Consider the following 13787-nt stretch of genomic DNA (forward strand, 5'->3'; position numbering starts at 1 on the left):
AAAAAATAAGAGATTTTTTAGAGCAGCTTATAAAACAGCGTAATTTCAAAACCTATACAAGCTACGTTGCAAAAATAGGACGTGCACAATTTATTGAAATACATATAGTACTACCCATGAATTTTCCAATTTCAAGCATTGAAACCTTGGATGAAATTCGTAATGAAATCGCATTGGCTATTGGAGAAGACTCCCCAAGACGGTGGCTAACCATAGCTTTTACTGCAAATGAAAACTGGATTTAATAAAGAAGTACATCCAAAAAAAATATACCAACTCGAAAGAGCCGAGGAATTTTATTTGGGGTGTGACGTATATTCTATTTTCGACAGAGCCTTTTATTACACATCCGACGCGGAATCTTTTCTATCTGTTTCAATTAAATAATTTATTTTTTCTTTAAGATCAGTATTTGTACGGCGCTTTTTATTAAAAAACTTTTTTAATAATTTTTTCATTGTGCCCCCATTGACTAGTCTCATAGATACTTTTAAATATAGACGTGTTGCCAATGAATTTTCGATAAATATCCAAAAAAAGTGAAAAAAGGCGACTTTTGCGCATCTGTAGAAATTGGTCATGCATAAATTTCCAGCCCTTGCGTCTGGCACGCTGCCTAAGGATGTTGCACCAAATCTTGGTATATCTGTACCGACTTTATATCGTTGGATGCCTGCATCAAATAATTTAACTTAAGCGAGCCAAACTCCGTGGTAAATCACACCGCGACAATTTTTAGTTGACATCCACTTGGGCAATCTGCTCACATCGACTTAGAAAAGTTACAGCCTGGGTGAGTCGTTTAAAAAGTTCATAAAAACCTCCATTTTATTTCCCATATCATTGACTATAGGTTTGAATCTATATAGGATATAACCTATAATAAAAGGAGAGAGCATGTGGCTCATAGAAACGACAGACACCTTTGATATCTGGTTTGATTCTTTAGATGATATAGATCGAGCTAATGTATTGGCATCAATGATCGTATTGCGAGAGAAGGGACCTATGTTATCAAGACCTTATGCAGATACGGTCAAAGGCTCTTGTCATAGCAATATGAAGGAGTTAAGAGTCCAAAGTCAGGGAGAACCTATTCGTGCATTCTTTGCCTTTGATCCAAAACGGAAAGGTATTTTATTGTGTGCTGGCAATAAAACGGGAAATGATAAACGATTTTATGAAGAGATGATCCCAATAGCTGATCGTGAGTTTACAGCTCATTTGAAAATGTCGAATAAGGAGTAATTATTATGTCGAGAACTCTTGAACAAATTCTTGCAGTAGAGAAACCAGATGTAGTTAAAAAGGCTGAAGAGAAAGCAGAAGAAATGCTACTTAATATTCATTTGTCTGAACTTCGTGAGTTAGTCAAAAAAACTCAGGTAGATATGGCAAATGTTCTTGGTATAAAACAACCCACAGTCGCGGAGATGGAAAAACCTGGACGTGATCTGAAATTATCATCTTTAAAGCGTTATGTTGAAGCAACTGGAGGAAAATTGCGCCTAGATGTGGAGCTGCCAGATGGTACTCATTATGGTTTTGCCATTTAACAACTTAATATTATGACATTAATACTTGCAGAAGTTAGTCATGATGATGGTTTTATTGTAGCGGATGGCAGCGTCAATTTAACTTTGAGCTAGACTGTAATTTATTTACAGGAAGAACGCGATGCTAGAAAGGAAACCGAAAAGATACCGCTATTCATTAGAGTTAATCAGCATTGTGGTATGGAGTTACCATCGATTCAATGACAGCTACCGGGATGTATCGGAGCGCTTGCTTTATCGTGGTATCGATGTCAGCTATGAAACGATACGTCAATGGTGTATTAAATTTGGGCCTCACTTTAAGAGCGTCATTAAGAAGCGAGCACCAAGAGCATCGGATAAATGGCACTTGGATGAGCAGCAACTACGCATTCGTGGAGCTATATATTATTTATGGCGCGCTGTGGATGAAGGGTTATGAGCTGGATGTGTTTCTGCAAAAGCGACGTAATAAAAAGGCGGCTATTCGTTTCCTGTCTCGTCTACTGAACGCCTACCCCAAGGCCCGGGTGATTGTAACGGACAAGCTCAGGAGCTACACGAAACCCATTCGCCAGATGGGTAAAGGAGTGGAGCATCGTTCGCATAAAGGGCTCAATAATCGGGTAGAAAATGCCCACCAGCCCACGCGAAGAAAAGAAAAATCGCTCATCCACTTTAAATCAGCAGCCGGCGCTCAGAACGTCCTGGCTTTGATGGGAAAAACCAGAAATCCCTTCGCAGCCACCGTTGGACGCTATACCAACTCTGCACTGCAGCAACGAATTCAATTTCAGAGGGTTAAAGAAATTTGGCAATCAGCGGCAGCCCAGATTCTTTGCACCTAAAATTTACCAAGCATTCTTTCTTGCGTTAACAAAAGTTAACTTGACGATGCCGACGGAACTATTGAGATGAAATTACGGTAATCTTGGCATTAAATTGAATGAGATAGTATGTGAAACGACAATAAATGACAACTACATTTTTCAAATGGGAACTAATGTTGTCCGAAAATAGGGGCGACGTACACCAGGTCCCGAATGGATTAATGGGGAGGCCATTGGCTCGATTCTTCTGCCTAAGAACAAAGTGAAAATGCATCGATAATAATGAACTTTATTTGTTCTTTATGTATAATGGCAGCTTGGTTTTTTCAAGAAAGATTGTTATGCCTTATAAGTCCTTACGATTTGCTAGTGGACAGGAACTGTATGAGTTTCGTTCTCGTTTACAACGAGACCATGTCATCGACATGAGTACCGAAGACACGTCAAAAAAGACAATAGCGTCGTTAACCCCTCATTTTGTAAGAGGTGTTGATAGAGGTTTTTATCGTTTAGATGATCTTGAAAGACTTCCCCCTGGTGTTACAAATTCGAAGGATCAATTTTTTTATGTGCGTTCTTCTGCTGAGAAACCCCAAAAAGTAACTCTGAAACAGTTATTGGCTGAGGTGGCAAAGACGAAAAAATCTCCACTTTATGATGCGAAGGTTTTAAATTGTATTTCGTTATTAATATCTCTTAACACCGCGCTTTATCATGATTCCTTTCCTGAATTAATGCGTTCAGATAATAGTGAGATTAAATCTTTTGCAGAATCCTGGCGTAGGGATATGGCTGTTTTTTATGATAAATTAAAGCGCTATGATGCAGAAATTGCAGAAATAAAAGCTTATATTGAGGCTAATCGGGTTCCTCATCATGCACTCCCCATAGATTTTATTAATTATCTTACGCTAGATATTTTAAATATTACGTTTTTTCAGCAAGAGCGATTTTATGCCGAACTATTAAAATTAAAATTAAATCCCGATTTTAGGGAGCATGAGCCAATCTTAAATGTGTGGCTTTCGGAGATCACGGAAAATAATCAAAAGATTAAAGCGTATTTAGAGTCCTATCGAACAATTCTTGATAAGTCCAGAGGGGTATATGAACATAAAGTACCCGATGTTCATATTGTGCTTAATCAGCTTAAAAATCAACAAACATATAATCTTCTATTGAATATATTAAGAATAATCATTTCCTTGGCTATGATAAGTACCCTACATTGGTATTCTGCATTTGGTGGTTTTACCCTATTGTTACTTTTTGTGATGTTTCAAGAGTCCGTTACTATTGACCACATTGCTGCATTTATAGTGTCTTGTCTTTTTAGTATTGTGCTAGAGCCTGTATTGGTCTGCTTATCTGCTATGGCGATAGGCTGTATTATTATTTGGTGGGCAAAAGTACATAACGATGCTACGCAGCAACTGAATACCACAGAATCAGAATACCAACAAGTTGAAGAATATGTAGCATGCAGGTCTATCTGGAGCGAATTGCTCAATCATTTTGATGTTGTTATAAACAGGATGGACAATTTTTTAAGTGAGAAACAGAGCCGTTTTTCTGGTGATCAAATAATGTCACCGTCTAATCAGGAAGAGGTCTTGGTTTCTTTAGAAAAAAATAATCCAGGTAAGCCATTTTTACCCAAGCGATGCCAGGATTTTTCCGATATTACTTTTTTCTCTCGCGCCAAAGAGGTCGATAATTCGCTGCCTCCACAGGAAAGTGCACAAGAAACTGGTAGTGTAGAGGTCTCTGCCATAGATGTTGCGGATAATTCGGAGATGTTGTCTATAGTTGATGATGTGGAATTGAAGCCCCGTTGTTAAGCTTGCGGATCTAAAATATTATGAAATCCTAAAACGCGTTTATCCATGTTATCTCTTGAGGTCCAAGGATTGGTCGGGAATATATTGATAGGCTTTGTCGCAAAAAAATAAGGGCGGGTTTACAATCGGTGCCATCAATACCAAGGGCGGTAGTAATATGATTAGTTGGCACCGTCAAGTTAACTTTTGGTCTAGACTGTATTTTATTTAGAGGGGGTTTATCCAGATAGCACTGGTTTGTCCTGACTCACCTGTTAAACCTTTGTAGAATAAAGGTCTTAGACATTGCCATCACTTTAAATGTTGCAGTCTATCTAATGTTAATATATTTAATATCAATTGGTTAACTAATTCTAAGAAAAATAAAATTTCAAAGGCATTTTGTGATGGAAGCTTTCTATTATCATGTTTAAGTCGACCCAAATAACAAGACAAAATTATAGTTGTACAAATCGTTTCATACCCACTGAATATAATGATTCTGCATGCCCATTTTAAAAGCTTCTGTCCAGTGTAACCACTTTTGATAAAACCTATCATTTAAATCATATGTTGACCTCTGGCCGGGATCTTTGTAAAAAATGGTCATGAACAAATTTCAATCAAATTATGCCTTCTACACGGTAGGTCTACCTTAACTTTTTATTTTCTATTAACGTCCGATTTTCTCCTTCCGCGTTTCTATAATAGAGATTGGTTATTCTGCAGAAAAAATTACCTAGATCAACAGCGAATTCCATCAGGGTCTAATATTAACATGACCCTTTTTTACAAAGATCCCGGCCAGAGGTCAATGTAGACCCCCAAAATATTTCAGGAGTTTTCCATGGTCGTGAGAGAATTACTTTATTCGGATAAAGAAGTTTTCATCAACGCCATGGTTGAAAGCGAACACTTTCATCGTCCTCTTATTGATAGTCCGAAAACAGATGAAAGTTTTGATAAATATTTTGACACGTCTCAATCTGAAATGAACAAGACCTATTTGGCATTTAAAGATGATGATCTAGTAGGAGTTTTTAATATAAGCGGAATTATACGCGGATGTTTTCAAAGCGCTTATTTAGGCTATTGCGCAAATCAGAAATTTGCCGGAAGAGGCTTGATGAGTGTGGCATTGAAACTTGTGCTTGAAAAGATATTTATGGAATTAAAGCTTCACCGGATTGAAGCTAATATACAGCCAGTTAACACGCCATCAATATTATTAGTAACGCGCAATGGATTTATTAAAGAGGGGTTTTCTCAACGATACCTTAAAATAAACAACCAGTGGGCCGATCATTTTCGGTTTGCATTAACTTATGAAGATTGGGTGGTGAACCGCTAACAAAAGTGTCTACCATATCGATTAATGGACAGTGGTGTCTATTATGTATAAAAAATCGATTTAGTAGATGCAGAATGACTATCAATTTTATATGTCTGCTAATTTATGACAAAGAAGAAAAAAAGGTGGTCGTAAATTTGCTCTAACAAAGGCACAGATTAGCTCAAGCAGCGATGAGTAATAAAGATACTGTTATCAGCGAATTGTGTAAGGAACTAGGAGTAACTAGAGCTACTTTATATAGATATGTTGCTCCCAATGGTGAACTAAGAAATCACGCACAAGCCATGCTTTGCCAGTAGGAGTACCATATGAATCTAAATTAACGACCATTGGACCATTAATAGGTAATAGTATCGGGTGCTAAAGAGTGATTCCTTAATTTATCTCCAATTTGATCGCGAAATCAAATAGCTAGGCTGGACTAACTTGATTAAAGAGCCCCCTTATTTGGTGTAGAGCCATTTATTTGCAATATTGTTTGGGAGGGTTTGTTATCTATTGCAAGTGTACTATGAAACTCTATTAGAATTTTTAAAGCAATACCCTCTGCAGACAATAAAAGATTAGTTTGCTTTAGATATTCAGAGCCTTTTTTTAAGATCAATGCACTTGCTAGAGTTAATATTGCTCGGGTTTTATGCGATGAATTCAGTATTGGTTGATTTAGTTTTGCAACAATCCATTCTTCCAGTTCCTTTGTATCCTCAGTAGCATAGAGCATCATAGTCGCCACACGTAAGAGCGCCTCACTGAAAAATATATTACTTTCTTTATCATCAACAGCCAGAAGGAGTCTAGATAGAAAGGTATTTGCTTCTGTTTCATTCACATGCGGTACCAGAACATCAAAAATTTTTATTGCTGCTAATACATTACACTCTTCAGTTCCATAAATATCATATTTGCTTTTACAAATCATTGGGGTAAGCAGTTTCATGAGTGTTTCGCGTTCTATGTCATTGGCATTATGAGCCAGTGCCTCAAACACATAAATTATTCCGCTTTCATTATCAAACTTTGAGGCAAATAGCTGCATAAGCGTTTCACGTTGTGCTTTACTAGCATTCGGAGCAAGAGCAGCAAGAGCATGCACGCTAAGAATATTTATAAAGAAGTCACCTTCAGATAACTTTGGAACAAGTGCTTGAAAGAGGGTTTCACGTTGCGTCTCATTGGCATTCGGAGCTAATTCAATGATAACATGCATTGCTCGAGACTGAGCCCTTGTTCCTCCTTGATTAAATTTGTGAGTGAATATTCGAATGAGTACGTCTCGTTGTGCTTCACTGACATTCGGAGCTATAGTAGCAAGAATATTTGTTGCAGCACCACATATTTCATCATTGTTATCATTTAGTATTGGAAGAAACAGTTCCATGAGTAATTCGCATTGCACGACATTAGCATTCGAAGCTAGTATGGTAAAAGCGTTTATTGCAATCAAGCGTTCATTCTTGCATTTGCTACGAATGCTTGGAGTAAGTAAAAAGATGAGTGCGCTGCTTTGTGCTACCGTGGCATTTAGAGCTAGTGCGCCAAGGGCACCTATAACAACAGAACGAATGTTTGAATCCTCATCACCTAATATGGGTATAAACTCTTCTATGAGCATATCACGTTGCGTTGCAGTTACATTTTGAATCAATGCGACAAGAGTTCTTGTTGCAATATGACGTGCTTGCAAGTTCTTATTATCAAGCCCTGTTGTGAGAAGTATTTCTAGTGCATCGTATTGTTTTTTATTGGCATTCGTTGCAAGTGTAATAAGGAGATTTTTTGCAGCATTACACTCGGAATCATTACCATCATTAAGTTTTGATACAAGAACTTCAATGAAAGTTTTACGTTTTGCGCCCTCCGCGTTCGATGCTATTGAGACAAGGATTTTTTTTGAAGCACCATCCCCTGTATAGTTGCCATTATTAAATTGAGGTATCAGCACCTCAATGAGTTCTTTAAATTGTGGAAATTGAGCATTTGATGCCAGGGCAACAAGGGCTTTGACTACTTCACGTTGTGCATTAACATCGGAAAGATGTAGTCTTAACTTAAATACCTTAATGAGCATTTCACATTGAGCTCCCTTAGCATTCTGGGCTAATGCTGCGAGGACTTCTGTTTCAGTACAGCTGCGAGTTTCAACCCGGGCCTTAGAATAAAGCCTTGAGGTGAACAGATTAATGAGTACTTCACGTTGTGCTTCATTTGCATTCACAGCCAGCGCCACAAAGACCTCTTTTACGCCATATCGACGAAGATCATCGTCACCACCATCAAGCATTGGGGTAAAATGGTTGACTAGCTTATCGCGTTGCGTCTCATTCGCGTTCTGAGCCAGTGTAACAAGCGCATTTTGCACAGCTATATTTTCATCGTAATTGTATCTTTTATGTAGTGAGATGAGTATTTTAATAAGTACTTCATACTGTATTTCATTGAGCAGCCCAGCAAATGAATAAATAACATTCATAGCTGCGATACGAACCTCCCTATTTTTATCCTTTAATTTCAGCACAAACTCCTCGAATATTTTCGGAGTAATTAATGCAGAATTTCCTTTCAAGGCACTTAAAAATGCTAATCCAAGAGTTCGATGAGCCATGTTGGATGATGGTTTATCTAATGAGGTACGCAATATTGAACACCAATTATTTGAAATAATATCTTGAAATGAGGTAATTGATACATGACACCATTCTCCTAGTAATTGAGATTGATAATGAATCGCAAGTTCATCTTGCCGAGAGAATAGTGCATTAATCGCAGCTTTTTTCAGTTCACGTTTGATAACATTGGAACGTATACGCTCGTCGATATCTTTTAATGGAAGATATGAGTAGACAATCTCTTGAGTTTCACTCGGAAGACTTGAAAAAAATTTAGCTTTCATCACAACCTCATAGGAAATTTATTACTCATCAAATTTAATTGATGGGAATTTTATGGTTATTATGAAGCAAAACTTGAATTCCACACAAAAAAACTTTTAATCCTTATTAGCCCTTCGGGGATTTTTTCCTAACATAGAAGGTAAATTATCGATAGTAGTTTAATAAACTCATAAATTTACCTTTCCAGGTCATTACATTATCAACATTGCAACAGCAATTAAAAACCTGCTTAGAGGCGTCAGTGAAAAAATAAGGGATGGAATTAACTAATAAACTCTAACGGCAATCGTTGTAAAAAGCGAAAATAGTTCTAATTTAGAAGAATTGGCCGTTATACCATCATTTTCATGCGGTTGGCATACTTTGAAATTGTTTAATGAACTCAATGATATTATCTCATATGAAGCAATGTGTCAGGATCAATTCAAACGAAAAGCTTTCAAACATTAAATTTGGGACTAATATGGGTTCTGTGGAAGAAGAAGGGTATAAAATAACTAAAGAAGATAGTGAGTTACATGAGCCCCATGACTAAACATCTTAAGTGATTTGGGGAGTATGTTTTAGATTTGAATAAAAAGCCAAGAAACCTAGGCGTGATAAGATCTAAAGTACCATTTTGAAAATCAAACTGGTCAAATTTACAGGTACCCTGACTCGCCCCGAAAGGTAGGTAGTCGGCCAAGTTCACCCTATTTGTTTGGAAAATAAGAGTTAGATTATAATGAATGGCTTTAAATGTTAAGAGAATTTCACTTCATCAAACTCCTTGCAAAAATCATAAATTTCATCAAAAATAGGGCCTTTTCAAATTCAGTAATTCTATCTCTAGACCGTGATGGTATCGATTGCTTAAGGATGATGATTTAATGGCACAAGAAAAACTTGAAATCGAAATACAAACAAAAAACCCACTTATACATCAAGAGAATCCAATTATAAATAGAGAGGAGTATTTAGAGTTTTTATAAAAATTAATTTTAGAGAAATCGTCATCATTCACCTATGGGTCTTGTGTTTCAAATAAAGAACTAGATCGTAGATCCTATACAACAGGGATGTATCCTTTGTTTTTTTCCACGGCTGCTTCCAAAATAAGTGTATTTAACAATCTTGAGGAATCTGAAAAACCATCCGGCCCTTAAAACTATCATAATTAATTTGATGCCATCCATAATCTCGCCAGGCATCGTCAACTAAACTTTTGATATATCTTCATTTCTATAATTAAACACTCATTTAGAATATTATTTGACTGGCGATACTGATAAACCAGCGCTATATGGAATTAACCCCACTCAGAGATTCCATCTTTATTTTAGAAGGATTGCTGGAACAACAAACAGGATTGAATCCAAATGAAATCATGACGCATACCGCAGGCGCTGGAGAATCTGTCTTCTGGCATATTGATAAAGATGCAGATTATGGCATATTAAATGAGCTTTCTCGTAGTTGCGCAAATCCTCAATGGACTTCAACACCCCTATAATACCAGTTTTTTACATTCAATCATGCTTAGTGTACCCCAGTTAATTACCGCGTTTAAATAACATTCCAATAGATGCTCTTCATCTTATCGGAGACCACATAAGTGGCCTTCATCATTAAATTACCGAGTTTCTCCAATTCATCTTTTACGAAAGTCCCAGACTTTTGATAGAAAACTAATTGATATAGTTTACACTATTACACCTACACGTTATGGAATGTTCTTTCTTACACACCCTTAAGGTTATCTAACACCTTTAAATGTTTAAAATGGAATAAAAAGGAATCTATCAATGAAAAAATCATATTCGAACTCATTAAGTATATGCATCGCTTTAGCTGCATTTGTATTCCCCCCTTCAATATATGCAAAAAAAATATTCCCTGCAGAAATTGTTGGTCGCGATCTAGATATGCCTATTGGGAAAAGCTTTGGTCATGTAGGCATTACCACAGCACCAATGAACAGTTCTTCAGGAATGAATCAGGTAGCTTATTAGTTATTGAGGTGCTTAAAGAGGAACCTGTTGGCCAGATTAATACAATGGGAAATTTTATCTCTAGAACAAATTTTTGGGAGGCTAAATGGGGTGTTTCAGACGGAGGGGAAAGAGGGTAGCAGGCTCTTTTAGAAGCAAATCATCAGCGTTGGTGGTGCCCTAAATACACATCGGATACGAAGTACTATATCGGTAGAGGAATTCCAGAAAAAGGTATTGCTCTAGAGTGCGGTACCTGGCGGTGTGACACCTATGTTTGGTGGGCATTCTTTAGTCAAGGATGGAATCTTATTCCAGGCTCTATATGGCTTCCAAGTGTATTATTTAATAACGTCCCATACTATAACTTTAAAATAAACGACTCAGAAAATAAAAATCATTCTTACACTAAGACATTAGAAGATGTCTCTGCTGAAGAGCTTAGTGAATTGTCGAGGGAGGATTTTCAGATGATGATGGATGCGCCACCCATAAACTATGTAACTTCGCCATCAACGATACAATTACAACATGCAAGTAATCCGAATTTAAATGAAGAAAAACGAAGTGTAATGATTGATAGGTTAATTGCTGATGACGCTGAACCAGACTTGGTTCCTAAATTGTTAACACTTTATAATGAAACTGATAATATTGAAGTTGAGAATACAATTGTTCAAGATCTTATGCTTTATAATCAGCGTCATCAATCTGTTCAATCGTATATGAATAATGTACAGCCTCTATTGAAATCTTTCTTTTCTGAACTCCTTGATGTTAAAACATTAACTCCACGAATGGCCGATGATGCATTAAGGGGTTACATTGATACTCACTCACCCGAAGAAATTATTGCTCAACAAGAAAAGATTAATAAACGACTTAAATCAATTAACCATTATTCTTCAATTATGCTCAAATACACGTTAATCTATAAGTCCAAAGAATTACAAGGCATCTATCTTAGATCTATAGTGAATGAATTACGTAAAGAAAATAATGCAGATTTAGATAGCTACTTTTTTGGCCCGATGACTTTAAGTTTTAACCATACTGGTAAAAGCGTTATAGAACCAGAGTATAAGCAAATAGTAATCAAATATTTAAAAGAAGTGCGTGGAAAATATACCCAAAAGGGTATTAAAGCACATCCCGAAGATTTTCATAGAAGCATTACAGCGCCTTATTACTTTGGATTAATGAAAGACATGGGAATGTAACCCTCATTAAGGAGGCCAATTATATTGGCTTCCTCGTTTTAATTTATTTATAAATGAGCACTCAGTTTTTCCATAAAGATTACTCACTAATATGGCCTTTTGTATATTTATATAAAATAAATACCATATGAATTCCTAATAGACTAACTAATGATATGTAAAATAAAAGTTCATTTGGCTGTTTTGGAAACAAGTTATTAAGAAGACTAAATAGTAAGAAAAAAAAGATTAGTATTGCGCTATAAAAAAAAGTGTATCTTTTATGTCTGTTTAAAGGCAACGCGACTAATGAATAAACAAAAGCGAAAGCTATGCCTAAAATCGTTATGAAATATAAGTATAATGGCCATAAATCCATAAATTCAGATATTCTAAATTGTAAAATTAATGTCAGAAGTCCACCTATAGCAAAGGTATATGTCAAAATGAAAAAATCCCAATTATAATAATTTGAACTTATAATTTTTTTTCCCTTAGGAAATTTTATTTCTGACCAAATAATTAACAAAATAATTAAAGGGGCAGTAATCATAATTCCCTTGAGCGAATCAGATTGAGACTTGAATGTCATTCTCAGGGATGTAATAAGGAAGAGTATAGATAATAACCATGAGTATCTATTAAATTTATACATATTATTCTCTCTAAAATATAACGATGGGAGATTCAGACAGTAATCGCTTTTAATTAAACTTAATTTAATTAAAACAGTTTATTGGACCAAGATTACCCATCAAATTGATCTTGCCCCGGAAAATCGGACACATTGCTAAGCACCCCATTTGACTTCAAAGTTTGCGGGTGATTAATAACTAAGCCTGAAATAAAGTCGCTTCCGATTATAATAAATTTAGATGTACTCGAAATATATGATTTTTAGCAGCCGCACTGGCTCCGTTGCAAAAACGAACGATAGTTTATACTTCAAATAAAACTATTGGACGGGATCCTAAATGCGCTCAACGAAACCTACAGCCTTTAAATGGCGTCATTTTCATGGTGAAGTGATTTTACAGTGTGTTCGCTGGTACTGTAAATATGGAATCAGCTATCGTGATCTGGAAGAAATGATGGCGGAGCGGGGCTTGGAAATTGACCATACAACCTTGTACCGCTGGGTTCAGCATTATGCTCCTGAATTAAAAAAACGCCTTGACTGGCATAAGAAACGTTATGCTAGACGTTGGCATCTTGATGAAACCTATATCAGGATAAAAGGTGAATGGAAATACCTGTATCGTGCCATTGATGAACTAGGAAATACGATTGATTTTTATCTTTCCCATCGCCGGAATACAAAGGCTGCGAAACGCTTCCTCAAAAAGCTCATCAGGTCTAATGCCACCTGTGATGTCAGTGTCATCAATACCGATAAAAATCCAGCCTATGGCCAGGCCATTAAAGAATTGAAACAGAGGGAAGTCTGGCTTCTGACGTAAGTCATCTGCAGATAAAATACCGCAATAACCGACTGGAAGCAGACCACGGAAAGCTTAAGCGTCTCATCAATCCCGTCAGGGGATTTCAATCCATGGAAACTGCTTGTGCAACCATCAGGGGGTTTGAAATCATGCGTATGTTTAAAAAAGGTCAGTTCAATATTTGGATGTATGGTAACCGAACTGAGAGCTCTTTTATTAATGAACAATTTGGAATTTACGGCTGAGATCTATTCAGAAATTGCTTTTTTGTACAGCTTTTCTTTTTTGCAACGGAGCCGTTTAATGTCTGGTGGGCATGAGTTGAATTTTGATTGGGTATTTGTGTTTGCTCTTTTGGTCTTTTTTTATCTACGGGCATGTATTTTTACTTGATTAAAACAAACCGAAAAATCAAGTCCGAATTCTTACGATTAGACATTCAAAGTTGGCTAATGTCTGGATTGATCTCCTCATCTCTCCTTTTGGCGTTTGGTATCGCCGCGTTGTTGCATGGTGGGGTCTACGGATATTTTACCCCCTACATCGATCTCCTTATTTTGACGAGTCTTACTGCTTGTTTGATTTTTGTGCCTATGGCCACGGTCCGAGATGCACTGCGAGACATATTTCGCATGGCCCTCTTGGAGCTTGATGAAAAAATAAGAGATTTTTTAGAGCAGCTTATAAAACAGCGTAATTTCAAAACCTATACAAGCTACGTTGCAAAAATAGGACGTGCACAATTT

10 protein-coding genes and 4 pseudogenes are annotated in these 13787 nt (G+C 36.7%); 13 read left to right on the plus strand and 1 reads right to left on the minus strand.

All coding sequences use genetic code 11. The features are described from left to right. From E1P08_RS16635 to E1P08_RS16670, 8 genes and pseudogenes are all read left to right on the plus strand, one after another. Positions 1-245 (plus strand): annotated as a pseudogene (locus E1P08_RS16635) (cation diffusion facilitator family transporter); the annotation flags it as partial. 652 nt (positions 246-897) lie between these two features. Further along, positions 898-1248: a type II toxin-antitoxin system RelE/ParE family toxin gene (locus E1P08_RS16645; RefSeq protein WP_133138079.1), complete on the plus strand. Its 351-nt coding sequence runs from the start codon at positions 898-900 to the stop codon at positions 1246-1248. Between the two features lie 5 nt (positions 1249-1253). Further along, positions 1254-1556, plus strand: a complete 303-nt coding sequence (locus E1P08_RS16650; RefSeq protein WP_133138080.1) for a helix-turn-helix domain-containing protein — start codon at positions 1254-1256, stop codon at positions 1554-1556. Between the two features lie 121 nt (positions 1557-1677). Then, complete coding sequence (locus E1P08_RS17385; protein WP_207387363.1) at positions 1678-1977, plus strand: IS6 family transposase; 300 nt, start codon at positions 1678-1680, stop codon at positions 1975-1977. Beyond that, positions 1910-2383 (plus strand): DDE-type integrase/transposase/recombinase, encoded by a 474-nt coding sequence (locus E1P08_RS16655; RefSeq protein ID WP_207387387.1) that lies wholly within the window; start codon positions 1910-1912, stop codon positions 2381-2383. The genes E1P08_RS17385 and E1P08_RS16655 overlap by 68 nt, the downstream gene beginning before the upstream one ends. Positions 2384-2706: 323 nt before the next feature. Next, positions 2707-4206 carry a hypothetical protein gene (locus E1P08_RS16660; protein WP_133138081.1) on the plus strand — a complete coding sequence of 500 codons (1500 nt, stop codon included), beginning with the start codon at positions 2707-2709 and terminating at the stop codon, positions 4204-4206. 826 nt (positions 4207-5032) lie between these two features. Then, positions 5033-5536: a GNAT family N-acetyltransferase gene (locus E1P08_RS16665; RefSeq protein WP_133138082.1), complete on the plus strand. Its 504-nt coding sequence runs from the start codon at positions 5033-5035 to the stop codon at positions 5534-5536. Positions 5537-5709: 173 nt separating this feature from the next. Beyond that, the gene (locus E1P08_RS16670) at positions 5710-5838 is read left to right on the plus strand and encodes a helix-turn-helix domain-containing protein (protein ID WP_242602509.1); all 129 of its coding nucleotides are present in this window, start codon (positions 5710-5712) and stop codon (positions 5836-5838) included. A gap of 131 nt (positions 5839-5969) precedes the next feature. Here E1P08_RS16670 and E1P08_RS16675 read toward each other — a convergent pair whose 3' ends face one another. Then, entirely contained in the window at positions 5970-8429 is a 2460-nt protein-coding gene (locus E1P08_RS16675; protein ID WP_133138083.1) for a hypothetical protein, read from the minus strand. Between the two features lie 1298 nt (positions 8430-9727). On the opposite strand from E1P08_RS16675, the pseudogene E1P08_RS16680 reads away from it, so the two are divergent. The 5 genes and pseudogenes from E1P08_RS16680 to E1P08_RS16695 form a co-directional block, all read left to right on the plus strand. Beyond that, a pseudogene (locus E1P08_RS16680) lies at positions 9728-9904 on the plus strand (hypothetical protein); the annotation flags it as partial. A 310-nt stretch (positions 9905-10214) separates the two neighbouring features. Continuing rightward, positions 10215-10421: a hypothetical protein gene (locus E1P08_RS17570; RefSeq protein ID WP_242602510.1), complete on the plus strand. Its 207-nt coding sequence runs from the start codon at positions 10215-10217 to the stop codon at positions 10419-10421. A 449-nt stretch (positions 10422-10870) separates the two neighbouring features. Beyond that, the gene (locus E1P08_RS17575) at positions 10871-11620 is read left to right on the plus strand and encodes a hypothetical protein (RefSeq protein WP_242602511.1); all 750 of its coding nucleotides are present in this window, start codon (positions 10871-10873) and stop codon (positions 11618-11620) included. A 953-nt stretch (positions 11621-12573) separates the two neighbouring features. Then, positions 12574-13286: pseudogene (locus E1P08_RS16690) on the plus strand (IS6 family transposase). Between the two features lie 55 nt (positions 13287-13341). Continuing rightward, positions 13342-13787, plus strand: a pseudogene (locus E1P08_RS16695) (cation efflux transmembrane domain-containing protein); the annotation flags it as partial.

The organism is Legionella rowbothamii, assembly GCF_900639985.1.
Taxonomy (GTDB): domain Bacteria; phylum Pseudomonadota; class Gammaproteobacteria; order Legionellales; family Legionellaceae; genus Legionella; species Legionella rowbothamii.